The organism is Pantoea sp. JZ29, from assembly GCF_035190385.1.
In the GTDB taxonomy this organism is placed as follows: domain Bacteria; phylum Pseudomonadota; class Gammaproteobacteria; order Enterobacterales; family Enterobacteriaceae; genus Pantoea; species Pantoea stewartii.
The window spans coordinates 2,481,671-2,505,877 of sequence record NZ_CP045241.1; the positions used below are offsets into that span (position 1 = coordinate 2,481,671).

General features: G+C 53.6%; 22 protein-coding genes and 3 tRNA genes. 13 read left to right on the top strand and 12 right to left on the bottom strand.

The window, feature by feature from the left end; translation table 11 throughout:
- Positions 1–74 precede the first annotated feature (74 nt).
- Entirely contained in the window at positions 75–482 is a 408-nt protein-coding gene (gene gloA, locus GC090_RS11520) for a lactoylglutathione lyase (protein ID WP_033741163.1), read from the top strand.
- Between the two features lie 122 nt (positions 483–604).
- Positions 605–1,276, top strand: coding sequence for a ribonuclease T (gene rnt, locus GC090_RS11525; protein ID WP_006118986.1), 672 nt, complete (start codon positions 605–607; stop codon positions 1,274–1,276).
- 38 nt (positions 1,277–1,314) lie between these two features.
- Here the strand turns inward: rnt and GC090_RS11530 are convergent, their stop codons facing one another.
- Positions 1,315–1,650, bottom strand: coding sequence for a Grx4 family monothiol glutaredoxin (locus tag GC090_RS11530; protein WP_170317969.1), 336 nt, complete (start codon positions 1,648–1,650; stop codon positions 1,315–1,317).
- Positions 1,651–2,014: 364 nt separating this feature from the next.
- Here GC090_RS11530 and GC090_RS11535 point away from each other — a divergent pair, with 364 nt between their 5' ends.
- Positions 2,015–2,833 carry a C40 family peptidase gene (locus tag GC090_RS11535; protein ID WP_324019821.1) on the top strand — a complete coding sequence of 273 codons (819 nt, stop codon included), beginning with the start codon at positions 2,015–2,017 and terminating at the stop codon, positions 2,831–2,833.
- A 283-nt stretch (positions 2,834–3,116) separates the two neighbouring features.
- Here GC090_RS11535 and GC090_RS11540 read toward each other — a convergent pair whose 3' ends face one another.
- A complete protein-coding gene (locus GC090_RS11540) occupies positions 3,117–3,206 on the bottom strand; it encodes a cytochrome bd-I oxidase subunit CydH (RefSeq protein ID WP_324019823.1) in 90 nt (29 codons plus the stop codon).
- Between the two features lie 282 nt (positions 3,207–3,488).
- Here GC090_RS11540 and purR point away from each other — a divergent pair, with 282 nt between their 5' ends.
- The gene (purR, locus tag GC090_RS11545) at positions 3,489–4,514 is read left to right on the top strand and encodes an HTH-type transcriptional repressor PurR (protein ID WP_006118983.1); all 1,026 of its coding nucleotides are present in this window, start codon (positions 3,489–3,491) and stop codon (positions 4,512–4,514) included.
- Here the strand turns inward: purR and punR are convergent.
- On the bottom strand, positions 4,511–5,416 hold the full coding sequence (gene punR, locus GC090_RS11550; RefSeq protein ID WP_110267577.1) for a DNA-binding transcriptional activator PunR: 906 nt from the start codon (positions 5,414–5,416) through the stop codon (positions 4,511–4,513). The genes purR and punR overlap by 4 nt on opposite strands.
- Positions 5,417–5,524: 108 nt before the next feature.
- On the opposite strand from punR, the gene punC reads away from it, so the two are divergent.
- Together punC and cfa are read left to right on the top strand one after the other, a co-directional pair.
- Entirely contained in the window at positions 5,525–6,727 is a 1,203-nt protein-coding gene (gene punC / locus GC090_RS11555) for a purine nucleoside transporter PunC (RefSeq protein ID WP_324019824.1), read from the top strand.
- Between the two features lie 284 nt (positions 6,728–7,011).
- Positions 7,012–8,160, top strand: a complete 1,149-nt coding sequence (gene cfa / locus GC090_RS11560) for a cyclopropane fatty acyl phospholipid synthase (protein ID WP_033741158.1) — start codon at positions 7,012–7,014, stop codon at positions 8,158–8,160.
- A 186-nt stretch (positions 8,161–8,346) separates the two neighbouring features.
- Here cfa and GC090_RS11565 read toward each other — a convergent pair whose 3' ends face one another.
- Positions 8,347–9,015, bottom strand: coding sequence for a riboflavin synthase (locus GC090_RS11565; protein ID WP_033741155.1), 669 nt, complete (start codon positions 9,013–9,015; stop codon positions 8,347–8,349).
- Positions 9,016–9,208: 193 nt separating this feature from the next.
- On the opposite strand from GC090_RS11565, the gene GC090_RS11570 reads away from it, so the two are divergent.
- The 6 genes from GC090_RS11570 (at position 9,209) to GC090_RS11595 (ending at position 13,278) form a co-directional block, all read left to right on the top strand.
- Positions 9,209–10,582 (top strand): MATE family efflux transporter, encoded by a 1,374-nt coding sequence (locus tag GC090_RS11570; protein WP_006118979.1) that lies wholly within the window; start codon positions 9,209–9,211, stop codon positions 10,580–10,582.
- A gap of 152 nt (positions 10,583–10,734) precedes the next feature.
- A tRNA-Val gene (locus GC090_RS11575) sits at positions 10,735–10,811 on the top strand.
- A 3-nt stretch (positions 10,812–10,814) separates the two neighbouring features.
- Positions 10,815–10,891: transfer RNA gene (locus GC090_RS11580), tRNA-Val, on the top strand.
- Between the two features lie 10 nt (positions 10,892–10,901).
- Positions 10,902–10,978: transfer RNA gene (locus GC090_RS11585), tRNA-Val, on the top strand.
- A gap of 344 nt (positions 10,979–11,322) precedes the next feature.
- Complete coding sequence (pykF, locus tag GC090_RS11590; protein ID WP_033741152.1) at positions 11,323–12,735, top strand: pyruvate kinase PykF; 1,413 nt, start codon at positions 11,323–11,325, stop codon at positions 12,733–12,735.
- 306 nt (positions 12,736–13,041) lie between these two features.
- Positions 13,042–13,278, top strand: a complete 237-nt coding sequence (locus GC090_RS11595; protein ID WP_006118977.1) for a major outer membrane lipoprotein — start codon at positions 13,042–13,044, stop codon at positions 13,276–13,278.
- A gap of 244 nt (positions 13,279–13,522) precedes the next feature.
- Here the strand turns inward: GC090_RS11595 and GC090_RS11600 are convergent, their stop codons facing one another.
- From GC090_RS11600 to sufA, 7 genes are read right to left on the bottom strand one after another with little or no spacing between them, the layout of a single operon-like run.
- On the bottom strand, positions 13,523–14,485 hold the full coding sequence (locus GC090_RS11600) for a L,D-transpeptidase family protein (RefSeq protein WP_324019829.1): 963 nt from the start codon (positions 14,483–14,485) through the stop codon (positions 13,523–13,525).
- A gap of 55 nt (positions 14,486–14,540) precedes the next feature.
- On the bottom strand, positions 14,541–14,957 hold the full coding sequence (gene sufE / locus GC090_RS11605) for a cysteine desulfuration protein SufE (RefSeq protein WP_006118976.1): 417 nt from the start codon (positions 14,955–14,957) through the stop codon (positions 14,541–14,543).
- A 21-nt stretch (positions 14,958–14,978) separates the two neighbouring features.
- Positions 14,979–16,202 carry a cysteine desulfurase SufS gene (gene sufS / locus GC090_RS11610; RefSeq protein ID WP_054633960.1) on the bottom strand — a complete coding sequence of 408 codons (1,224 nt, stop codon included), beginning with the start codon at positions 16,200–16,202 and terminating at the stop codon, positions 14,979–14,981.
- Positions 16,202–17,479 carry a Fe-S cluster assembly protein SufD gene (gene sufD, locus GC090_RS11615; protein WP_006118974.1) on the bottom strand — a complete coding sequence of 426 codons (1,278 nt, stop codon included), beginning with the start codon at positions 17,477–17,479 and terminating at the stop codon, positions 16,202–16,204. Before sufD ends, sufS begins: the two co-directional genes overlap by 1 nt.
- Positions 17,454–18,200 carry a Fe-S cluster assembly ATPase SufC gene (gene sufC, locus GC090_RS11620; RefSeq protein WP_006118973.1) on the bottom strand — a complete coding sequence of 249 codons (747 nt, stop codon included), beginning with the start codon at positions 18,198–18,200 and terminating at the stop codon, positions 17,454–17,456. The genes sufD and sufC overlap by 26 nt, the downstream gene beginning before the upstream one ends.
- A 46-nt stretch (positions 18,201–18,246) precedes the next feature.
- On the bottom strand, positions 18,247–19,740 hold the full coding sequence (gene sufB, locus GC090_RS11625; protein ID WP_033741147.1) for a Fe-S cluster assembly protein SufB: 1,494 nt from the start codon (positions 19,738–19,740) through the stop codon (positions 18,247–18,249).
- A 7-nt stretch (positions 19,741–19,747) separates the two neighbouring features.
- Positions 19,748–20,122, bottom strand: coding sequence for a Fe-S cluster assembly scaffold SufA (gene sufA / locus GC090_RS11630; RefSeq protein WP_006118971.1), 375 nt, complete (start codon positions 20,120–20,122; stop codon positions 19,748–19,750).
- Between the two features lie 391 nt (positions 20,123–20,513).
- Here sufA and GC090_RS11635 point away from each other — a divergent pair, with 391 nt between their 5' ends.
- Positions 20,514–20,918, top strand: a complete 405-nt coding sequence (locus tag GC090_RS11635; protein ID WP_006118970.1) for a hypothetical protein — start codon at positions 20,514–20,516, stop codon at positions 20,916–20,918.
- A 30-nt stretch (positions 20,919–20,948) separates the two neighbouring features.
- Here GC090_RS11635 and GC090_RS11640 read toward each other — a convergent pair whose 3' ends face one another.
- Positions 20,949–24,002, bottom strand: a complete 3,054-nt coding sequence (locus tag GC090_RS11640; protein ID WP_033741143.1) for a D-2-hydroxyglutarate dehydrogenase YdiJ — start codon at positions 24,000–24,002, stop codon at positions 20,949–20,951.
- Positions 24,003–24,207 lie beyond the last annotated feature (205 nt).

The window sequence follows — 24,207 nt, forward strand, 5'->3', positions numbered from 1 at the left end:
ATTGTTTGGCGATGATCGTCGCTATACTGCGTATTTATGTCATCCGGGGATGACGTTTTTTTAAAGAGGAAACTATGCGTTTACTTCATACCATGCTGCGCGTTGGCGATTTACAACGCTCGATCGATTTTTACACCCGTGTGCTGGGCATGCGCCTGCTGCGTCAAAGCGAAAATGCTGAATATAAATATACGCTTGCGTTCGTCGGCTACACCGAAGAGAGCGAAGGCGCGGTGATTGAACTGACCTATAACTGGGGCGTAGACAGCTACGACCTGGGGAATGCTTATGGCCACATTGCGCTGGGCGTTGATGATGTCGCGGCAACCTGTGAACGTATCCGTAACGACGGCGGCAACGTGACCCGTGAAGCGGGCCCGGTGAAAGGCGGCTCCACCATCATCGCCTTCGTTGAAGATCCTGACGGTTATAAGATCGAGCTGATCGAAAACAAACATGCCGGTCACGGCCTCGGTAACTAACCGTTACCGCCTATCAGCCTGCCTCCTGCAGGCTGATTCTTACTTCCCTCGCCCACATCTGCTGCAGAGAGTGCGCTTTTTTGGCATACTACGCGCTGCCCTTTTTCTGCAATGAGATCCTGATGTCTGAATCGTCTTCCCCCAACGCACTCAATCAACGCTTTCGTGGTTTTTATCCTGTCGTGATCGATGTTGAAACGGCGGGCTTTAATGCGCAAACCGATGCGCTGCTGGAAGTTGCTGCCATCACCCTGAAAATGGATGATGAGGGTTGGCTTCATCACGACGAGACGCTGCATTTTCATGTGGAACCCTTTGTCGGTTCGCTCCTGCACCCTGAAGCGCTGGCGTTTACGGGCATCGATCCCACGAATCCTTTGCGCGGCGCAGTCAGCGAATATGAGGCCCTGCATGCCATTTTTAAAATGGTGCGAAAAGGCATCAAAGAGACCGGATGCAACCGCGCCATCATGGTCGCTCACAACGCCACGTTTGATCTGAACTTTATGAATGCGGCGGCGGAACGTGCGGGCCTGAAACGCAATCCCTTTCATCCCTTTGCGACCTTCGACACGGCCGCGCTGAGCGGACTGGTGCTGGGCCAGACCGTGCTGGCGAAAGCCTGCAAAGCCGCAGGAATGGCGTTCGACAGCAGTCAGGCGCACTCCGCACTCTATGATACACAGCAAACGGCGACCTTATTTTGTGAGCTGGTTAACCGCTGGAAAAGGCTGGGAGGCTGGCCGTTAGCTGTAACGGAAGCGTCGGCGACGGGTGGAGAAACAACCGAGTAACGCGCGTAAAAAAGGCCGACGAGGTCGGCCTTTTTCAGTTATTCCGCTTCTTTAAACTTCTCAGCGGTTTCTTTGATTAACGGCTGCAACTCGCCGCGCTGGAACATTTCAACAATAATGTCGCAGCCGCCGACCAGTTCGCCATCAACCCATAACTGCGGGAACGTGGGCCAGTTGGCGTATTTTGGCAGCTCTGCGCGAATATCCGGGTTCTGCAGAATATCCACGTAAGCAAAGCGCTCACCACAGGCAGACAACGCCTGGACCGCCTGCGCAGAGAAACCGCAGCTTGGCAGTTTCGGCGAACCTTTCATGTACAGCAGGATCGGGTTTTCTGCGATCTGGCGCTGAATTTTTTCTACAGTACTCATTATTGCCTTCCTTAATTCGTCACTTCGTGTTTCTTTATTGTAGCGACTTCACGCCAGGACTGAAAACGAGATTTTGGCTCGTCCGACGTTAAATCGCCATGTTTGCTAAGTAGGCTGGTCAGGCATTCGCAGGAAACTGTGACAAAGACTATGAATGTATTCATAATTTGCAATGAATTTGCTGTTATAAGAGACTGAAATTCCTGATTTATGCCTGATTTTTATCCAGGCCATCAATTAATAAAAAAAGGACTTACTCTTTTAAAAAAAACTGGACTAGAATGACTTCGGCGCTGATCGGTGATCAGATTTTTCTTAACTTTGTCAGAGACCTGTTTGATCTGACAGCTTAACCAGTAAACGGACTATGCGTTCAATCATTACGCTTCTTATTCTGGCTTTTGCGCAACTCTTCTTTAACATCGCTGCTGCCTCCCCGCATGCGACGGTTAAGGCCAGCTTGCATAAGGTAGAGAAAAAAAGTGCGCGCGACGATGATCGGCGCAAACGACGCGCGGTTAAAGCCTCATCTAAAAAAAGTCGCGCCTCCGCTGTTCAGAAAGTCAGTAAGACCACGAAAACCAGCAAAACGACCTCTCACACCACCACGCACAAAACGCTCGCTAAAACGACTGCCCCGCACAAGACGCTGAGCAAAAAAGTCGCCGCCAATGCCGCCAGCAAAAAACGGTATGGTCATCAACGTGCTGCGAAGGCGTTAACGGCAGACAATACCGAAACCGGCACCATTAAAATGAGTAAAGCGCATCGCCAGCGTTACCAGAAAGCGCGTGAAACGGCGATGGCAAAACTGATGGGGCAACTTGGCAAGCGTTATCAGTGGGGAGGCAAATCGCCCCATACGGGTTTTGATTGCAGTGGCCTCGTATGGTACGCCTACAAAGACGTCGTGAAGTTTAAGATCCCCCGTACCGCTAACGAAATGTACCATCTGCGGGATGCAGCACCGGTCAACCGCGAATCCCTTGAAAAAGGCGATCTGGTTTTCTTCCGCATCAACGGGCGTGGAACCGCAGATCATGTCGGGGTTTACCTGGGCAACGGTAAATTCATTCAGTCACCGCGTACCGGTAAAGATATTCAAATCAGTGCGTTGAGCGAAGATTACTGGCAGCGCCATTATATTGGTGCGCGTCGCGTTATGACGCCAAAGACCGTTCGCTAAACGTCCTTCATACAAAAAAGCCGGGTAAAGAAACTTTCCCGGCTTTTTTATTGCCCACATCGCCCCGATTGTGCAGCGGGGTGTTCCGGGCGAAAATGCCGCACCTGCCGGTGATACGGTCTGACAGACAGGACGTATCACCAGCAAGGCTGGACGCGCAGTCAGCCAGTCAGCCAGTCAGCCAGTCAGCCAGTCAGCCAGTCAGCCAGTCAGCCAGTCAGCCAGTCAGCCAGTCAGCCAGTCAGCCAGTCAGCCAGTATAGCGTCGCTGCAAACGAATGCGACTAGTGCAGAATAGCGGTGAAGCTAAACGCGATGATCATTAACAGTGCGGCTGCCGTCGTTATTAATGACAGTTTTAAATCGGTACTCATCCCCTCTCCTTTAACCCTGACGTTTGTAAGGTGAAAGCATTTTCACATACGCGTGGGTAAAAATCTCGTTTTATCCGCACAGCCTTGTTAGAATCCCCCCTTTGTTGCGCAACAGCGCGCAATATCGGTTGCGTCCGCGCCCTTTTCAGACGTTATTTCCTGCCCTGATGACTCAATACCGGACAGAAAAGCGATGTTTTTCGCAGAAATAACCGTCCGCTGACGCAAACGTTTAACAATATGCTTATCAATAATTTAGATAGGCCCGGGAGTTCGATTTACATGGCAACAATTAAAGATGTGGCGAAGCGTGCGGGCGTGTCCACCACGACCGTCTCACACGTCATCAATAAAACGCGCTTTGTCGCAGAAAATACCTGCGAAGCGGTGTGGGAAGCGATTCGGGAACTGCATTATTCTCCCAGCGCAGTCGCGCGTAGCCTGAAGGTGAATCACACCAAAACGCTGGGCCTGCTCGCCACGTCCAGTGAAGCGCCCTACTTTGCTGAAATTATCGAAGCCATTGAGAATCACTGCTTCGATAAAGGCTATACCCTGATTCTGGGCAACGCACATAATGACCTGCAAAAACAGCGCGCCTATCTGTCGATGATGGCGCAAAAGCGCGTTGACGGGCTTCTGGTGATGTGTTCAGAGTATCCGGATGATCTGCTGCAAATGCTGGAAGCGAACCGCAATATTCCGATGGTGGTGATGGACTGGGGCGAATCCCGTGCCGACTTTACCGATACCGTACTGGACAATGCTTTCCAGGGCGGTTATCTGGCAGGACGTTATTTGATTGAGCGTGGTCATCGCGATATTGGTGCCATTCCCGGCCAGATGGAGCGTAACACGGGAGGCGGTCGCCATGCCGGTTTCCTCAAGGCGCTGGAAGAAGCGGGTATTCAGCCACGTGCCGAATGGATTGTGCAGGGTGACTTTGAACCCGAATCTGGCTATCAGGCCATGCAGCAGATTCTGTCACAGAAGCAGCGCCCAAGTGCCGTATTCTGTGGGGGCGACATCATGGCGATGGGCGCAATCTGCGCGGCCGACGAAATGGGCCTGCGCGTGCCGCAGGATATCTCCGTCATTGGTTACGACAATGTGCGCAATGCGCGCTATTTCACTCCGGCACTGACCACGGTGCATCAACCTAAAGCCCAGTTGGGTGAGAAGGCGCTGGAGATGTTGTTAGATCGCATCACCAGTAAGCGGGAAGAGTCGCAGACGATTGAAGTCCACCCGACGCTTATTGAGCGACGCTCGGTGGGCTATGGTCCTTATCGCGATTATCGCCGTTAATCCTCGCTCAACCACTCCTGATTTAGCGTTTGCGCATCGCCCAGGTACTGGAGTAACCACCCCAGCGCCGGTGATGCGCGATCTTCCGCCCAGCTGACGCAGCAGGGACTTTCCGGAAACGCCTGCGGTAAGTTCAGCTCTGCCATCTCGCCGCTGTCCAGTAAGGGCCGCGCTAAATGGCCCGGTATCATCGCGACACACAAACCGGCGCGCACACAGTCCAGACCGGTTTGCCAGTCCGGGACCACCAGCCGGCGTTGGTTATCCAGCGCCCAGGTCATACGACGCGGTAACGCGCGCGACGTATCTTCCAGCACCAGAGAAGGCCAGTTGCGCAACGCCTCATCATCCAGCGTAGCAACCTGCGTCAGAGGGTGCTGACGCGCCACCACGCAACGCCAGTTCAGGGTGCCCATATCGCGAAAGGCGAAACGCCCCCCCACCGGAATCGCCTGTGTCGCACCTATCGCCACATCCACTCGCCCGTCTGCCAGCGCATCCCAGACGCCGTTAAAGACCTCATAGCTGATGTGCAACTCCATGTCGGGAAAATGGCGGTAAAAATCCCTGACAAACTGCCGGGTCCGCTGCGGTTTGACGATGCAGTCGACGGCAATACCAATCTGACCGCGCCAGCCGTTGGCGAGCTGTTGACACTGACGTCGTGTGGCATCCATTTTTTTGATAACGCTGCGCCCTTCCCGCACAAAATGCTCGCCCGCCGGGGTGAGAATCACCTCCCGGTGCTGGCGTTCAAACAGCGGCACAGCCAGCCAGGTTTCCAGCTGGCGAACGGTATAGCTGATGGCAGAAGGCACACGGTGCAGTTCCTGGGCGGCCGCGCTAAAGCTGCCACCGCGTGCGACCGCATCCACCACTTCCAGCGCATATTCAGACCACATAATTTGCCTTCAAAATTTTTAACAGCAACAGGCAAATTTTACCGTTTCACAGCGTGAAGTACAGCTTTTACACTGCCCCGCGTTTATTCTGCAACTGATGAGAACCCGATGTCCGCTTCAAAAGGCTTTATTCCCTATCTTGCCGTGCTCAGTATGCTGGGCTTTCTGGCAACCGATATGTACCTGCCCGCCTTCGGCGCTATGCAGCAAAGTTTTAGCACGTCAGCCGGGATGATCAGCGCCAGCATGAGCCTGTTTCTGGCCGGTTTTGCCTGTGGTCAACTGGTCTGGGGTCCCTTATCTGATCGGTTGGGGCGTAAGCCGGTGCTGCTGGCAGGCCTCGTCCTGTTTGCTCTGGGCTGTGCGGGTATGTTGTGGGTAGATAATGTGATCCTGATGCTGGTACTGCGTTTTGTACAGGCTATCGGCGTGTGCGCGGCGGCCGTCAGCTGGCAGGCGCTGGTCGTCGATCGCTATCCTCAGTCACAGGCCAATAAAGTCTTTGCTACCATTATGCCGCTCGTCGCGCTGTCTCCCGCCCTGGCGCCGTTACTGGGCGCCTGGCTGATCGGCCATTTTCACTGGCGCGCCATTTTTGCGGTGCTGACGGGAATTGCTGTGGCGCTCATCCTGGTCACGCTGCGCCTGCCTTCGCCGCAAAAAAAGCAACGTTCCCCTGCTCCACAGCCTGGGTTTCTGACGCTGCTGCGCGCACGTGCCTACAGCGGTAACGTACTGATGTATTCCGCCTGCTCAGCCAGTTTTTTTGCATGGCTGACGGGTTCGCCGTTTATCCTGGCTGATATTGGTCTGTCTCCTGCGGATATCGGGCTCAGTTATATTCCCCAAACCATCGCCTTTTTAATCGGCGGGTTTGGCTGCCGTGCGCTGCTCAACCGGTTTTCTGGCGCAACGCTGCTGCCGTGGCTGCTCGGCGTCTATAGCCTGAGTGTCGGGGCGCTGTTTGCCGTCGCGCTTTCGGGAAGCCCGTCACTCACGGCGTTACTGGTGCCGTTCTGCGGCATGGCGCTGGCAAATGGCGCGATTTATCCGATTGTGGTGTCCAGTGCGCTGCTGCCCTTCCCAAATGCCACCGGGAAAGCGGCGGCATTGCAGAACACGCTTCAGCTCGGACTCTGTTTTGCCGCCAGCCTTGCGGTGTCCGCAGGCTTGATCCAGGCTCTGTTTACGACCACGCTAATTATGATGGTGACGATTGGTCTGGCATGGATGGGCTATCAGTTACAGCGCCGCGCCGGCGCACAAACTGATATTGCCTCATCTGCACATCCCTGCCAGGATAATCACTGAGGCAACGATTTGCGTGTTACCCGTTTTCACTGACTGAATCAGGGTCTGCCAGTGTGCCTCCTCTGCCAGACCCACTCGCACTGTCATCATAATAAAAATGTTTCACACAGCCTTCAGGCTGTGACGGCATCTGTGTGAGCAACGCTGCATGGATACCGACGTTTTCTCTTCTCTGTACCCTTTTTGTTGTCTGGCGCAAGGCGTCATCTGTGACTTTTCTCATAATCCTGAGAAACAGCTCCTGCTTTTTCTCAGGTTCTGACGGTTCTGGTGATGGAGTGGCTATGAGTTCATCATGTGTAGAAGAAGTAGGCATCGAACGTAACCATTGGTATCGCATCGTTCAGGAGTTACTGCAAAAAGCCGATATTGAAATTAACGGTTCGCGGCCCTGGGATATTCAGGTTAAACACCCCGATTTTTTCAAACGCGTTCTGCAGAAAGGATCGCTCGGCCTGGGCGAGAGTTATATGGATGGCTGGTGGGAATGCGAGCGGCTGGATATGTTTTTTCATCGGGCGCTGAAGCATAAACTCGACGAGCAACTGCCGCATCATATTCAGGACATCCTGCGTATTGCGCTGGCGCGTCTGGTGAACCTGCAATCCAAAAAGCGGGCCTGGCAGGTGGGTAAAGCCCACTACGATTTAGGCAACGATCTCTTCAGCCTGATGCTGGATCCTTACATGCAGTATTCCTGCGCGTACTGGAAAGACGCCACCACGCTTGAGGCGGCGCAGGAAGCCAAACTCGATATGATTTGCCGCAAGCTGCAACTCAAACCGGGAATGCGCCTGCTGGATATCGGCTGCGGCTGGGGCGGCCTGGCGGCCTTTGCCGCCAGAAATTATGGCGTGAGCGTTCAGGGCGTAACCATCTCGGCAGAGCAACAAAAACTGGCTCAACAGCGCTGTGAGGGGCTGGATGTCCAAATCCTGTTGCAGGACTACCGCGATCTCGATCAGCAGTTTGATCGCATTGTGTCCGTGGGCATGTTTGAACATGTCGGGCCTAAAAATTACCCCACCTATTTTGCTACGGTCGATCGCAACCTGAAGCCTGACGGGATTTTCCTGCTTCACACAATAGGCGCGATCAAAACGGATATGCACGTCGATCCCTGGATTGGCAAATATATCTTTCCGAACGGCTGCCTGCCCTCTTTGCGCCATATCGCCGACGTCAGCGAACCCCATTTTATTATGGAAGACTGGCATAACTTTGGCGCGGACTATGACACGACATTGATGGCCTGGCACGAACGCTTCTTACATGCCTGGCCGCAGCTTGCCGGGCGCTATGACGAACGCTTCCGCCGCATGTTCACGTACTATCTGAATGCCTGCGCGGGTGCGTTTCGCGCCCGCGAGATCCAGCTATGGCAGGTGGTGTTTAGCCGAGGCATAGAGGGGGGATTGCGCGTAGCACGGTAACAGGACGCGCTGCGGTTTGGCGCCGCGCATTGCCCGAACCGGCTCAGGTCGGTTGGCTGAGATGCCGGGGCGACGAAACGCGACGGCGCGTCAGCAGTTTCCCGATAAAAAAGCAGCCCTGATAACAGGGCTGCTTTTTTGCAATAACCGCGTGCGAATGACAACAAGATTGTTGCCAGGCGGGCCTTATTCGTGATCGGCTTCCGGCTGATCGGCCTGCTCCGCAAGCGCCTTCACGGCAGCGGCTTCACGCTGCGCCAGCACGCGCTCTACCGTATCCACAATGGCCTGTGTATGGGGATCGATTTCAATGTTGACCCGATCGCCAAAGGTTTTGGCTCCCAGGGTGGTGCGCTCCAGCGTTTCAGGAATCAAATGGACGCAGAACTTCGTTTTTGTCACATCACCCACGGTCAGACTGATGCCATCAATGCCGACAAATCCTTTGTGCAGGATGTATTTCATCTGCAGAGGATCCTGAATCCTGAACCACACTTCGCGATTGTTTTCAGAGCGGATAATTTTGCAAATTTCTGCCGTGGTCATGATATGGCCCGACATCAGGTGTCCGCCAATCTCATCACTGAATTTGGCCGCGCGTTCAATATTCACCACGTCGCCCTGGCGCAAGTCGCCCAGATTGGTCACGCGTAAGGTTTCTTTGATCAGGTCAAAACTCACCAAATCACCGTTAATCTCGGTAACGGTCAGGCAACAGCCGTTATGGGCCACGGATGCGCCAAGTGCCAGTCCTGGCACCAGTTCAGCGGGAAGCCGGACAACATGAGTACGGAATAAACCTTTATCTTCAATGGACACGATTTCTGCGGTGCCCTGCACAATACCGGTAAACATAATCTTTGCCTCTGTGACGTTTGCCTCCAGTTTATCACAGGCGCGCTTAACTTTTAGATTTCAACGTGCTGAGAGATGCGCAACCGCAAAGCGTGACAAAGATTGGAGAAATCGGCTGCGGCAGTTACACTAGTGCCGACTTCGCCTGAAGTCGTCCTCATTTCCTTATTAATCACACAAGTCAGGTGTTTACGTGCAGAAGTATTTAACAGAAGCGCGTCAATTGCTGGCCCTCGCGATTCCCGTTATCCTGGCTCAGGTGGCGCAAACCGCGATGGGATTTGTAGATACCATTATGGCCGGCGCCGTCAGCGCCACGGATATGGCCGCCGTCGCTGTTGGCACGTCCATTTGGCTTCCCGCCATCCTGTTTGGTCATGGTGTTTTACTGGCATTGACGCCGACCATTGCGCAACTTAATGGTTCAGGTCGCCGCGAGCGCATCGCTGAACAGATTCGTCAGGGGTTTTGGCTGGCGTTTTTTCTCTCATTGCTCATCATGCTGGTCCTGTGGAACGCGGGCTATTTTATTCGCTCGATGCACGATATCGATCCGCTGCTGGCTGAAAAAGCGGAAGGTTATCTGCATGCCCTGCTGTTTGGCGCGCCGGGTTACCTGTTTTTTCAGGTGATGCGTAACCAGTGCGAAGGGCTGTCTAAAACCAAGCCCGGCATGGTGCTGGGCTTTCTGGGATTGATGCTCAACATTCCGCTCAACTATGTCTTTATCTATGGGCATTTTGGTATGCCCGCGTTGGGCGGTGTGGGCTGTGGCGTCGCCACCGCCTCCGTTTACTGGGCGATGTTTATCTGTATGCGCTTTTGGGTGCGGCGCATGCGCAGCATGCAGGATATCCGGCCTGAACAGCGCTGGTCATCGCCCTCGGCCGCCATTCTGAAACGTCTGGCCGGTCTGGGCCTGCCTGTCGCCCTGGCGCTGTTTTTTGAAGTGACCCTGTTTGCCGTGGTGGCGCTGTTAGTCTCCCCGCTGGGCATTGTGAATGTGGCTGGTCACCAGATTGCCCTGAACTTCAGCTCACTGATGTTCGTGCTGCCGCTGTCACTGGGCGTCGCGACAACCATTCGCGTGGGCTATCGCCTGGGTCAGGGATCAACCGAACAGGCGCGCGTGTCCGCCTGGACCGCGCAGGGCGTGGGCGTGAGTATGGCCGTGCTTACGGCGATCTTTACGGTGACCTTCCGCCATCACATTGCGCAGCTCTATAACGATAACCCCGACGTAGTGACGCTGGCTGCTCAACTGATGATGCTGGCCGCCATTTACCAGATTTCGGATTCCATTCAGGTGATTGGCAGCGGTATCCTGCGCGGTTACAAAGACACAAGGTCTATTTTCTTTATAACCTTTATCGCCTACTGGCTACTGGGGCTGCCTTCAGGGTATATCCTGGCGTTGACCGACTGGGTGGTGCCGCGCATGGGCCCGGCAGGATTCTGGTGTGGGTTTATTGTCGGCCTGACCTCAGCCGCCGTCATGATGCTGTGGCGGGTTCGGCGTTTGCAGCAACTCCCGGCCGCGTTAATCCTTTCGCGCGCATCGCGTTAAAAGCAGAACGGGCCGTAACAGGCCCGTTACGTTCAAAAAAACGACGCTTCGCACAGATGATGTTCATTCATTTGCAATTTTGCGTTTTTCTCCTTGCCAGCCTTCTGCGCTGTCGTTAATATTCGTCCCCGCTGTCGCCCTGACAGCATGTTGCGCTCTTAGCTCAGTTGGTTAGAGCACCACCTTGACATGGTGGGGGTCGATGGTTCGAGTCCATTAGAGCGCACCAAGTGCGTCCGTAGCTCAGTTGGTTAGAGCACCACCTTGACATGGTGGGGGTCGGTGGTTCGAGTCCACTCGGACGCACCAAATTTATTTTGCGCTCTTAGCTCAGTTGGTTAGAGCACCACCTTGACATGGTGGGGGTCGATGGTTCGAGTCCATTAGAGCGCACCACTCTTTTACTTCCTTTCTTCACTTGCGCAACAACCCATTTCTTGATTTACATTGCCTTTACGTACTGTTTTTCGATTGGTTTTCGCATACTTAGTGATTATACTGGCCGCGTTGTTTACTTGAAAGGTTTCAGCGACTACGTGCTTATGACGATAATTAAGATTGTTTGCGCAACAACGTCCCGGTGGTTAAGCCAACTAACCACGCAACTTCTCTGCACGCCTGGCCTTCGTCACCTATTCTTATCCTGTATCACCCTTTTCTCTTTCAACCAGCGTTTTCATTTCGGTGCGCTGTCATCGAAACCCTATTTATCATCCATCACAACTTACAGATAACCCGTCATGAAAAAGACTAAGATCGTTTGTACTATCGGCCCAAAAACCGAATCCGAAGAGATGTTGACCCAGCTGCTTGAAGCAGGCATGAACGTGATGCGTCTGAACTTCTCGCACGGCGACTATGCAGAACACGGTCAGCGCATCACCAATATGCGTGCTGTCACCCAAAAAACTGGCATTCCTGCCGCTATTCTGCTGGATACCAAAGGTCCGGAAATCCGCACCATGAAGCTGGAAGGTGGCAATGATGTGTCACTGAAAGCTGGCCAGACCTTTACTTTTACCACTGACCAGAGCGTGATTGGCAACAGCGAACGTGTTGCGGTGACGTATTCTGGCTTTGCCAACGATTTGAAAATCGGCAATACCGTTCTGGTTGACGATGGTCTGATCGGCATGAAAGTGACTGAAGTCACCGAAAACAGCGTCATCTGTGAAGTCCTGAACAACGGTGATTTAGGTGAGAATAAAGGTGTTAACCTGCCAGGTGTTTCTATCCAGTTGCCTGCGCTGGCCGAGAAAGACAAACGCGACCTGATTTTTGGTTGTGAACAAGGCGTTGATTTCGTTGCCGCGTCCTTTATCCGTAAGCGCTCTGACGTGCTGGAAATCCGTGAGCACCTGAAGCAGCACGGCGGCGAAAATATTCAGATCATCTCTAAAATTGAAAACCAGGAAGGCCTGAACAACTTCGACGAGATCCTGGATGCGTCTGACGGCATCATGGTCGCCCGTGGCGATTTGGGCGTTGAAATCCCGGTTGAAGAAGTGATCTTCGCGCAGAAGATGATGATCAAAAAATGTAATAAGGCGCGTAAGGTTGTTATCACCGCCACCCAGATGCTGGATTCCATGATCAAGAATCCACGCCCTACTCGCGCAGAAGCCGGCGACGTAGCGAACGCCATCCTGGACGGGACGGACGCCGTCATGCTGTCGGGCGAAAGTGCGAAAGGCCGTTATCCGCTGGAGTCGGTCACCATCATGGCGACCATCTGTGAGCGTACCGACCGCGTGATGAAGCCGCGCATTGATGAGCAGAATGACAACCGCAAACTGCGTATCACCGAAGCGGTGTGCCGTGGTGCCGTTGAAACCGCCGAGAAGCTGGAAGCGCCACTTATCGTTGTCGCAACAGAAGGCGGTAAATCAGCGAAGGCCGTGCGTAAGTACTTCCCTAACGCCACCATCCTGGCCTTAACCACCAATGCCACCACAGCGCGTCAGTTGATTCTGAGCAAAGGTATTGAGACGCGTATGGTCAGCGAAATTGCCTCAACCGACGATTTCTATCGTCTGGGTAAAGAAGCGGCGCTGGAAAGCGGTTTTGCTCAAAAAGGCGATGTTGTTGTGCTGGTTTCTGGCGCGCTGGTGCCAAGTGGAACCACGAATACCGCATCGGTACACGTGCTGTAATACGGGGTTTATGGCTTTATTATCGAAAGCGCCTTAAAAGGCGCTTTTTTTATGGGCTTTGTAATACAGATTCCTGAAAACGCCAGCCCAAAACAACAATAAAAACGCCCCTGAAATTAAGGTTAATCCGATTAAATCTCTCTGTTTTAGCTAAATTTTTTTATCTTCTTCTTTGATCCGCTGTTTCTTTGAGCGAACGATCATGTTTAAGCATGTTCTTATCAAAAAATTATTCTCAACTTAAAAAGCTTTGTGTAATACTTGTAACGCTACATGGAGATTAACTCAATCTAGAGGGTATAAATAATGAATCGTACTAAACTGGTACTGGGCGCGGTAATCCTGGGTTCAACTCTGCTGGCTGGTTGCTCAAGCAACGCTAAAATCGACCAGCTGTCTTCAGACGTTCAGACTCTGAACGCTAAAGTTGACCAGCTGAGCAACGACGTGAACGCAGTGCGTTCTGACGTTCAGGCTGCTAAAGATGACGCAGCTCGCGCTAACCAGCGTCTGGACAACCAGGCTCACTCTTACCGTAAGTAAGAGTTCTGGTTTTAAAAATGGTGCCCTTGTGGCACCATTTTTTTTGTCTGCTGATCCGCAACTAACGCCTTCTCTTTCACTGATGCCGCGTCGTTCGTCGACAGCACGTTTGCCCTGTCCTGCCTCGTTTACTGTCGCGACTGTCCGTTAGCCCCATTCCGCATCGGTTATGTCCAGGCAGGCCTGTCGCCTCAATCTGCTTCGGTTACTGCACTGACAGGACTCGCGCCCTGTCCGGCATTAATTAGTGTGCCGACAGGACGCTTGCCTCATCCCGCACCGGCTCACCGGCACTGACCAGCACCGGCATGCCCGAACGGCGCGTCAGCGTAGCGTTAATTAAGGCCTGGTCACTTTTCTCGCTCTTCATAAACGTCCTGAAGCCCGCACTTAAGGCCAGAGGCGCGGTTTGCGGATCGTCTTTCTCGCTGCGCGACAAGGGCTGATGGACTTCAACGTAACGTTTGCCATCGGGTTCAACGGTATATTTCACCGGTTGGTTAATCACCTGCACACGCGTTCCTACCGGCACCGCATTAAACAGCGCTTCAATATCGTCCGTGCGCAGGCGAATACAACCCGAACTCACGCGCATGCCGATACCAAAATTGGCATTAGTACCATGGATAAGGTATTGCCCGGTTCCCCGCGCCATACGCAACGCATGCAGCCCCATAGGGTTATCCGGGCCTGCGGGCACCACTGCAGGCAGGGTAATGCCCTCTTTCGCGTAGCGCTTACGAATATTCGCGGTAGGCGTCCAGGTGGGATTAGGGATTTTCTGGCTGATGCTGGTCACCATCACGGGCGTCATGATCCCCATCTGACCGATACCAATCGGATACACGATGACCTTGTTTTCACCTTTTGGGTAATAGTACAACCGCAGTTCCGCCAGGTTTACCACAATGCCTTCGCGTGGCGTATCCGGCAGAATCATCTGTAGCGGAATGGTCAGCTGCGTACCCGGCTTGGGCAACCACGGATCGGTGCCTGGGTTCGCTTCCAGCATGCCCAGCAGGCCAACCTGATAACGCGCAGCGATATCTTCCAGCGGGCGTTTATTATCTGGCACCTGGGTAACAAGATTTTCACCTGTCAGGCGGCTGCCAGGCGGCGGCAAGGGATATTCGGTAGCAAAACCGGGTGCAGAGAGCCCAAAACAGGTCAGCAGCAATGCACCGGCTATATAAAAAGCAGGTTTCATGCGATGTTCTCATCAGACAGTAAAAAGACGCCGGATGGCGTCTTTGGAGTGTATCTTAGCTGAGGTTCTGAGCGGTATGGCGAATTGACTTAATCATCGCCTCCAGCCCCTGCGAGCGCGTCGGCGTGAGGTGCTGAACGAGGGCCAGTTCGCTGAACCAGTGGCGAACATCCAGTGCCACGATTTCAGCGGGTTGCAGGTTCTGATAAAGGCTAAATACGATAGCAATCAGTCCCTTAACGATAGCTGCATCACTGTCACCTTCAAAGGCGATCGTACCGTCTGCCTGCGGGGTCATCTTGATCCACACCTGACTCTGACAGCCGGTAATGGCATTTTCAGGCTGGTGCAGTGTTTCAGACGATTCCGGGAGTTTGGCACCTAATTCAATGATGTACAGATACTTCTCTTCCCAGTTAGCGCAACGATTAAAGTTGCGCACCAGTTTCTCTTTTTCTGGCAACGTGGCCATGAATCACTCCGTTTACGTTGTTCAGCCGCCCAGCAGGCGATGAATACGCGTCAGACCTGCCGCCAGCCGATCCACTTCGTCTTCACTGTTGTAGAACGTGAAAGAAGCGCGACACATCGCGGGGACCTGATAATGGCGCAGCAGCGGCATAGCGCAATGGTGGCCGGTACGAATCGCGATACCGTACTGATCAAGGAAGCTGCCGACATCAAAGGCGTGATGTTTGCCCAGGTTAAAGGCAATCACACCGGTACGCTGCTGCGAACCGTAGATCTGGATATCCGGCACGGAGGCGAGCTTATCGAGCGCATAATTCATCAGGATTGTTTCCCGCTGATGAATCGTATCCAGTCCCAGCGCCTCAACATACTCCAGCGCGGCGCCCAGACCAATGATGCCACCGGTATTCGGCGTTCCGGCTTCAAAACGCCACGGTGCCGTATTCCAGGTGGTGCCGGTGGGCAGCAGGACTTCGCCAATCATCGATCCGCCCCCTTCCCAGGGCGGCATGATGTCCAGCAGCGCCTTACGGCCATACAGCACGCCAATGCCCGTTGGGCCATAGAGCTTATGGCCGGAGAACACATAGAAGTCGCAGCCGATATCCTGTACATCGACGGCGCTGTGCATCACGGCCTGCGCCCCGTCGATCAGGGTAACCACACCTGCTGCCCTGGCCTGCGCGACGATGGCTTTGACCGGATTCACCGTACCGAGCACATTGGACACATGGGTGACCGCCAGCAGGCGCGTGCGACTGTCAATCAGCCCCGCCAGTTGATCCAGCGCCAGCTCACCGTTGTCGGTCAGGGGCAGTACCCGAATTTCCGCACCACAGCGTTCAGCCACCATCTGCCAGGGCACGATATTCGCATGGTGCTCCATCTGCGTGATAATCAGGTTATCACCGGGTTGCAGTTGACTGCCCGCCCAACTGTTGGCAACCAGGTTGATGCCTTCCGTCGTACCTTTAACAAAAACGATTTCTTCCGCAGAAGCCGCATTCAGAAAACGTGCCGCCTGTTCGCGAACGTTTTCCATATCGCTGGTTGCCTGCTGGCTGAGCGTGTGAATACCGCGGTGCACGGCGGCATAGCCGTGCTGGTAGAAATGGCTTTCGGCATTGATGACCGACAAAGGACGCTGTGCGCTGGCCGCGCTGTCAAGGTAAGCCAGCGGATGACCGTTGACCTCACGCTTCAGAACCGGAAAATCCGCTCTGATACGCTCGAGATCGAAGTTCATCATGAGTTGTCTCCTGGAAAACGCTGAGCAATGCGCTGGAGCACCGCCTGGCGAAGAACGGGGTTCTCCAGCGTTTCGGTTAACTCAGCCGCAAAGGCGTGAATGATCATAGTCTGCGCGGCATCCTGCTCAATACCGCGCGAACGCAGGTAGAACATCTGCTCGTCATCAATACGGCCTACGGTCGCACCGTGGCTGCATTTAACGTCATCGGCATAAATTTCCAGCTGCGGCTTGGTATCCACTTCGGCCAGGCGACCTAACAGCAAATTGTTGTTGGTCATCTGACCATCTGTCTTTAACGCATGCTGCGCCACTTTGATATGGCCGTTAAAGACCGCACGCCCTTTGTCACGCACGATGGTTTTGTGCATCTGACGGCTCAGGCAGTGGCCTTTGTTGTGCTCAAGATAGGTGCGGGTATCCGCCACTTCCTGATTCACGGGCAGCACCAGACTGTTCAAAGACAGCTGGGTGTTTTCACCATTGAGCTGCGTACTGGTGTTATGACGGCTTAAACCCGCACCCAGTAAGAAGCTGGTGCTGGTCACCTGCGCATCACGGTTAATCACGATGTCATTATGGGCAAAGTGATAACTTTTAGTGCTTTCAAAGGCCAGCTTGGTGTGCTTCAGCGTAGCATTATCAGCGACAGCAAAGGTAAAGCGACCGCCGGTGAAGTGCGCGCTGTCGTTCAGCGTGACATAGTGCTCGATGACTTCCGCTTCTGCACTCTCTTCCAGTTGCAGATGATGACGGTAATGAACGGTGTTCATGCCATCATCTTTGCCGCTGGTGATGTGCAGCAGGTAAAGCGGACGTGAAGCCGCCTTACCGCGCGGCAGACGAATATGGGTCACTTCTTCAGCCAGGCTTTCCGTCAGATGCAGAAAGACTTCGGGCTGAACAGGCGCAGGCAGATCGCGACGCTCAGCGGCAACGCTGTGCTGAATCTCGAAAAAATCAGTCCCGGTCGCGCTCAGCGCAGACTGGAATTTGCCGTCGACAAACACCAGACGAATAGCATCCAGCGGCAGAGCCAGCGCTTCAACCTGTGAAGCACTGACGTCCTGAGACTCAGGCAACACAAAGTGCTGTGCCAGCAGGCCATCCAGCGGCGTGTATTTCCAGTTTTCATGCTTGCGCGTGGGCAAGCCCAGACGCATTAACTGCTGCCAGTGCTGCTGTGCCTGCATGGAGCGCAGTTCACCGCGCGATTCAAACAGGTGGTGCCACTGTTGCAGCGCAGTATCACTCTTCGTCGGTAAGCCAGCCATAACCCTGCTCCTCCAACTGTTTCACCAGCGAGAAGTCGCCAGATTTCACGATCTTGCCCTGATACAGCACATGCACAAAATCAGGTTTGATATAGTCCAGGATACGCTGATAGTGCGTGACGATGATGAACGCACGCTTCTCATCGCGCAGGCTGTTTACGCCGTTAGCCACGATTTTCAGGGCATCGATGTCGAGACCGGAGTCCGTTTCGTCCAGAATGCACAGATCGGGCTCAAGCGCAGCCATCTGCAGAATATCGTTACGCTTCTTCTCACCGCCGGAGAAACCGACGTTGACAGAACGGGTCAGCAGATCTTCAGGCATCTTGAGCAGATTAATTTTCTCTTCGATGAAATCCTGGAAATCAAAACGATCCAGCTCATCCTGCTGACGGTATTTGCGCACTGCGTTCACGGAGGTCTGCAGGAAAAACTGGTTGCTGACGCCAGGAATTTCAACCGGATACTGGAACGCCATGAAGATCCCTTCACCCGCGCGCTCTTCCGGCTCCAGCTCCAGCAGGTCTTTGCCTTTAAAGGTCACTGAACCGCCGGTAATTTCATAGTCTTCACGGCCAGCTAAGGTCGCAGACAGCGTACTTTTACCTGAACCATTCGGTCCCATGATGGCATGAACTTCGCCCGGTTTAATCTCAAGGTTCAGACCACGTAAGATCGCTTTGTCTTCAACGCTAACCTGTAAATCTTTAATACTTAACATACTTATTCCTTCACATTGCTTCCGGCAACGCGTGTGACGGCGTCAATCAGCCCACACTGTGCTCAAGGCTGATGGCTAACAGTTTTTGTGCTTCCACTGCAAATTCCAGCGGCAGCTCAGAGAATACGTCTTTACAGAAGCCGTTCACGATCATCGAGATAGCATCTTCTTCACTGATGCCACGTTGCAGACAGTAGAACATCTGATCTTCGCCGATACGTGAAGTGGTCGCTTCATGCTCCAGCTGGGCGGTGTTGTTGCGGGTTTCAACATATGGGAATGTATGTGCACCACAATCTGGCCCAATCAGCATGGAATCACACTGGGTAAAGTTACGTGCGTTGGTGGCCGTCGGCATGATTTTCACCAGGCCACGGTAGGTGTTCTGGCTTTTACCGGCAGAGATACCTTTGGAGATAATGGTCGACCGGGTGTTTTTACCAATGTGAATCATCTTGGTACCGGTGTCCGCCTGCTGGCGTCCGCTGGTTAAGGCGACGGAGTAGAACTCGCCCACGGAGTGATCGCCACGCAGGATACAGCTCGGGTATTTCCAGGTAATGGCCGACCCGGTTTCCGACTGCGTCCAGGACATTTTACTGTGGTCGCCTTCACACAGCGCACGCTTGGTCACGAAGTTAAGGATACCGCCCTCGCCTTCACCGCCCGGAAACCAGTTCTGCACGGTGGAGTATTTCACTTCCGCATTCTTGTGGATGATCACCTCAACCACCGCTGCGTGCAGCTGATAGCTGTCACGGACCGGTGCAGAACAGCCTTCAATGTAGCTGACATAGCTGTCTTCATCAGCAATCAGGATGGTGCGTTCAAACTGACCGGTTTTCGCCGCGTTAATACGGAAGTAGGTCGACAGCTCCATCGGACAACGCACCCCTTTCGGGATGTAAACAAAGGTACCGTCTGACGCAACCGCTGAATTCAGGGCAGCGAAGAAGTTGTCGTTGGGTGGGACTACCGTGCCCAGATATTTCTTCACCAGCTCCGGATGATCGTGAATGGCTTCACCGAACGAGCAGAAGATAATGCCCTGTTCCGCCAGCTTGCTACGATAGGTGGTGGACACCGACACCGAGTCAAAAATGGCGTCAACCGCCACTTCCTTGCCTTCACGCACCGGTACACCCAGTTGGTTGAAGGCGTTTTCCACTTCCTGCGTCAGGTAATCGTTGGCAGGCGCCGCGCCTGAAGCCTGCGTGGCTCCCGGCTCCGACGCACAGGTATCGTCACAATTGCCGCACGACGGCGCGGAATAGTAACTGTAATCCTGATAGTCGAGCTTTTCGTAGTGCGCTTTCAGCCAGTGTGGCTCTTCCATTTCCAGCCAGGCACGAAAAGCTTTAAGCCGAAACTCCAGCATCCACTCTGGCTCGTTACGCTTAGCCGAAATTGCGCGCACGACATCTTCATTGATGCCGTTGGCAAATTCTTCGGTTTGCAACTGGGTAAAGAAGCCCTCTTTATAATTGAGCTTGCCTTCCCACATTTGTACATCGTCAGATGTTTCGCTGTGTCGTGACATATTTCACTTACTCGACGCCAAAGCTTTCACCGCACCCGCAGGCGTGTTGAGCTTTAGGGTTATTGAATTTAAAAATTTGATTCAGGCCTTCACGGACGTAATCCACTTCAGTGCCATCGATAAATGGCATCGCCTGAAGCGGTACAAACAATGTTGCGCCGTAGTAGGTAAACTGCAGGTCGTCATCTTCTGGTTGCTTCACCAGATCCATGACATAACCAAAGCCGGCACAACCGGATTGTTTAATCGCTAAACGCAGCCCCTTGACTTCTGGGTTTTCTGCGGCCAGATTTAGAATTTGTTTCGCTGCGGTTTCGGTCAGCGTTAACCCTTTCCACACATATTCGTCAGGTGAGAAAGAGTCTGCATTCACGGATGACATGTTGCTACCTCTTGTGAGTCCGGACCTTTTCAGGCTATCCCCCTATGGTAGTGATCTCACTGATCACTTCAACCTCTTGTTTTGCAGGGATAATCATTAGGTGCTGTTTTTAACAGCGCATTTATTAAGCATAGCGTCTTCAGCCAGGCTTGCATTCGCAAAACAGGCAGGAAGCACGACCTCGTAACCTGTTAATAACTGGTGAATTTTAAAATCATCACTTTATGATAAACCCTTTATTGATAGGTTACGCCTTTCTGTGTTGTAAACAGATTGTTATTTCCGATTATACCGACAGGTGAAATAAATCGGAAAAAAATTCTCATTTGCCAATTGCAATCGCTGTTCAGTTGAATATGATAATTATTATCATTCAGCATCAGGATGCGTTATGTCGTTATCGGTTTCCGCCTGGCTTCAGCACAAACTTGATGAATACCGTTTTTCGGTTCGCGATCTCACTGTCGATTTTTACCTGGCGCAGGCCAGACTTGACCGGGCTGAGTGTACCGTTCAGCAGTTACGTCAGTTCAATGATACCTGTCTGGATATGGCAGAACTTTGCCAACTGAACGGTGACGACCAGAGTTATTTGCATGCCATGGGTAAGCTTCATCACCGACTGGTCGTAGAAATGCAAAACCCCGACCGGGATCGGCTGTTTCGCATTCAGGCTTACCAGTTGGCAAGACTGTCACTCACCCGGCTATGCCACCAGCTGGCCATTACAGGTGAATGGGAACAGGCGACGGTGCTCCAGAGTAACTTTGTCAAACATGCAGGCTGGATATTCTAATCCAGCCTGCGGTTGACGTCTCCTGCCTTTTTACACCAGCTCAAGCAGAGCCTGAAGCGGATGGCGCATACCATTGCCTTCAACACGTTTAACCTGGCTCCGGCAGGAAAAACCGGTTGCCAGACAGCGTTGACGCGGCAGCTTTTGCAACTGCGGATGCCATGAGAGCGCGTAAATGCCCAGCGAATTGTCCAGATTTTTGCTCTCGTGTCCGTAAGTGCCCGCCATGCCACAGCAGCCCACGTTGATGTTTTCCAGCTTTGCACCAAACCGTAAAAAAATCGCCTGCCACTGACCGGGCGTTGCAGGCAAGGCGGTGACTTCGGTGCAGTGCGCAAACAGGTACCAGGCTTCGCCGCTGGCAATCTGGACGTCACGTTCCTGCACCGCATTCTGCAACCATTCATGCACCAATAGCACATTGAAATCGCCCCGCGCCTCCCCCAGCGTCTGACGATATTCATCGCGATAACACAGGACCGTGGCGGGATCGATGCCGACCATTGGCATGCCCAGTCGGGCGACGCGATTGAGAAAATCGGCGGTTTTACTGGCCGTGCGGGCAAAGCGTTGTAAAAAGCCTTTAACGTGCTGTGCCTTACCGTTTGGCGAGAAGGGCAACAGAACAGGTTGATAGCCGAGTTTCTCAATCAGCCTGATAAAGTCGCTGACCAGCCGGGCCTCATAGAAGCTGGTAAAGGGATCCTGCACCACCAGCACCGTTTTCGCCCGCTGCGCCTCCGTCAGCCCTTCAAGCTGTTCCAGCGTCATCTGCATTGCCGGATGGCCGCTCAGCTGCTGTTTGAGTGTAGGTGAGGAAAGCAAGGGCAAATCCACCATGCCAATGTGCGTTTTGCTGAACGATGCGGCCCAGGGCTGTTTAAGGAAGAAGTTAAAGACCGTAGGCGCTTTTGCCATCACGGGCGCATAGCTTTCCACCGCGGCCACCAGATGATCGCTCAGGGGACGAAGATAGCGCGTATGATAAAGCTGCAAAAAACGCGAGCGGAAAGCCGGCACGTCAATTTTAATCGGGCACTGGGTTGAACAGGCCTTACAGGCCAGGCAGCCTGACATGGCGTCCTTCACTTCATGCGAAAAATCATATTCCCCTTTATTCGCATACCAGGTGTTCCGCATGCGGCCAACCAGCCCCCGCAACGACAGTGTCTTCTCCGGCAGTTTTTTCTCCAGCATCACCGGATCCACGCCCTGCTCTGCCAGCAAGCGCAGCCATTCGCGTGTTAAGGTGGCGCGCCCTTTAGGTGAATGAATGCGGTTGCGCGTGATTTTCATCGAGGGGCACATCGGGCTGCGCACGTCGAAATTGAAACACAAGCCATTACCGTTACATTCCATCGCGCCACGCCAGGTGTCACGCACCTGTACAGGAATCTGGCGGTCATAGCTGCCGCGTTTAATGGCATCCACCTGCATCATCGCCGCATCGCTGTTGTAAGGCGTACAGATCTTGCCGGGGTTCAACCGGTTACCGGGATCGAACGCCGCTTTGATACGGCGCAGTTCGTTGAACAGGGTGTCCCCGAAGAAGGCCGGACTGTATTGCGCGCGAAAGCCCTTGCCATGTTCGCCCCACAGCAGACCGCCATAGCGCGCGGTCAGTTCGACCACCTCATCAGAAATCTGCTTCATCATCATTTCCTGATGCGGATCGCACATATCCAGCGCCGGACGGACATGGAGCACGCCCGCGTCCACATGGCCAAACATGCCGTAACTCAGGCCATGGCTGTCAAGAAGCGCCCGGAACTCGACGATGTAGTCGGCAAGGTGTTCCGGCGGGACGGCCGTATCTTCGACAAACGGAATCGGCTTCGCCCGCCCTTTCGCATTGCCCAATAATCCCACCGCTTTTTTACGCATGTTATAAATGCGTTCGATGCTGTCCAGGTCGTTACAGCGTTGATAGCCAATGACGCCGCCTTCCTGCTGCGCGATCAGCGCATCAAGTCGGCTGCACAGTTGCGTCAGTTGCTGCTCAATTTTCGCTTCGTCATCCCCGGCAAACTCCACAATATTCAGCCCTGACATCGTTTTGTCGGGAACATCGGTGATCAGCGCTTTCACCGAGTGCCAGACGATGTCCTCCCGTGCCAGATTGAGCACTTTCGAGTCTACCGTTTCGACGGACAGAGCCTGCGCCTGTACCATCAGAGGCGCATTGCGCAAAGCAGAATCAAAGGAGTCGTATTTGATATTCACCACGCGCCGCACTTTAGGCAGGGGCGTAATATCCAGCCGGGCTTCACTGATAAAGGCCAGCGTGCCTTCTGCGCCGCACAGCAGGCGCGTCAGGTCAAACGTTTGCATATCGTCGCTAAAGACATGACGCAAATCGTAGCCGGTCAGGAAGCGGTTCAGTTTGGGAAATTTTTCCAGAATCAGGTCACGCTGTTCGCGACATCGCGTCAGAACCTGCTGATAGATGCGGCCCTCTGGCGTGGGTGTTTGCGCCAGGCTTTCGGCCAGCGCCGTGGGCATGGGCCGGGTATCCAGAATATCGCCCCCCAGCAGGACGGCCCGCAACCCAAGAACATGATCAGAGGTTTTACCATACACCAGCGATCCCTGGCCAGAGGCATCGGTATTGATCATGCCGCCCAGCGTAGCGCGGTTACTGGTCGACAACTCTGGCGAGAAAAAGTAACCAAACGGTTTCAGATACGCGTTAAGTTGATCTTTAACCACGCCCGCTTCTACACGCACCCATCCCTGTTCGGTGTTAACCTCCAGGATGCGGTTCATGTAGCGGGACATATCCACAATAATGCCCTGATTCAGTGACTGGCCGTTAGTGCCGGTCCCGCCACCGCGCGGGGTGAAAACCAGACTCGAGAACGCCGGGTCCCCCGCTACGCGGGCAATCAGCGCGACATCAGCCGTCGAGCGCGGAAACAGCACCGCATCGGGCAGCAGCTGATAGATGCTGTTGTCGGTTGAGAGAGAAAGCCTGTCGGCATAACTGGTGGCGGTATCGCCGGTGAAGCCCTGTTCTTTGAGGGTTTCAAGGAATGTCAGCACCCGCTGGATAAGACCCGGTGCCTGAGAAATCTGTGGGATCATGATTCTGTGACCAAAGATGTTGTGTAGGTTTGCGTCTGTCGCGTGCGTTAATCTCCTGTTTTATCACATTTCTGTCAGCCCTGTCGTTTTTTCAGGAAAGGCTGAAACCATTTCTTTACAAGCCTGTTTAAACGCCCTCAAATAGCTCATGATGACGGGTCACTGTCATCCCCTGCGTTGACGGATCTCAAAGAGGTAATGCTTA

Coding starts and splice junctions, on each gene's coding strand:
- GC090_RS11595 (WP_006118977.1), top strand. CDS start 13,042: ATGAATCGTACTAAACTGGTACTGGGCGCGGTAATCCTGGGTTCAACT.
- gloA (WP_033741163.1), top strand. CDS start 75: ATGCGTTTACTTCATACCATGCTGCGCGTTGGCGATTTACAACGCTCG.
- sufS (WP_054633960.1), bottom strand. CDS start 16,202: ATGAACTTCGATCTCGAGCGTATCAGAGCGGATTTTCCGGTTCTGAAG.
- punC (WP_324019824.1), top strand. CDS start 5,525: ATGTCCGCTTCAAAAGGCTTTATTCCCTATCTTGCCGTGCTCAGTATG.
- sufB (WP_033741147.1), bottom strand. CDS start 19,740: ATGTCACGACACAGCGAAACATCTGACGATGTACAAATGTGGGAAGGC.
- cfa (WP_033741158.1), top strand. CDS start 7,012: ATGAGTTCATCATGTGTAGAAGAAGTAGGCATCGAACGTAACCATTGG.
- GC090_RS11600 (WP_324019829.1), bottom strand. CDS start 14,485: ATGAAACCTGCTTTTTATATAGCCGGTGCATTGCTGCTGACCTGTTTT.
- GC090_RS11635 (WP_006118970.1), top strand. CDS start 20,514: ATGTCGTTATCGGTTTCCGCCTGGCTTCAGCACAAACTTGATGAATAC.
- sufD (WP_006118974.1), bottom strand. CDS start 17,479: ATGGCTGGCTTACCGACGAAGAGTGATACTGCGCTGCAACAGTGGCAC.
- purR (WP_006118983.1), top strand. CDS start 3,489: ATGGCAACAATTAAAGATGTGGCGAAGCGTGCGGGCGTGTCCACCACG.
- GC090_RS11565 (WP_033741155.1), bottom strand. CDS start 9,015: ATGTTTACCGGTATTGTGCAGGGCACCGCAGAAATCGTGTCCATTGAA.
- rnt (WP_006118986.1), top strand. CDS start 605: ATGTCTGAATCGTCTTCCCCCAACGCACTCAATCAACGCTTTCGTGGT.
- sufA (WP_006118971.1), bottom strand. CDS start 20,122: ATGTCATCCGTGAATGCAGACTCTTTCTCACCTGACGAATATGTGTGG.
- sufE (WP_006118976.1), bottom strand. CDS start 14,957: ATGGCCACGTTGCCAGAAAAAGAGAAACTGGTGCGCAACTTTAATCGT.
- GC090_RS11535 (WP_324019821.1), top strand. CDS start 2,015: ATGCGTTCAATCATTACGCTTCTTATTCTGGCTTTTGCGCAACTCTTC.
- sufC (WP_006118973.1), bottom strand. CDS start 18,200: ATGTTAAGTATTAAAGATTTACAGGTTAGCGTTGAAGACAAAGCGATC.
- GC090_RS11640 (WP_033741143.1), bottom strand. CDS start 24,002: ATGATCCCACAGATTTCTCAGGCACCGGGTCTTATCCAGCGGGTGCTG.
- GC090_RS11540 (WP_324019823.1), bottom strand. CDS start 3,206: ATGAGTACCGATTTAAAACTGTCATTAATAACGACGGCAGCCGCACTG.
- punR (WP_110267577.1), bottom strand. CDS start 5,416: ATGTGGTCTGAATATGCGCTGGAAGTGGTGGATGCGGTCGCACGCGGT.
- pykF (WP_033741152.1), top strand. CDS start 11,323: ATGAAAAAGACTAAGATCGTTTGTACTATCGGCCCAAAAACCGAATCC.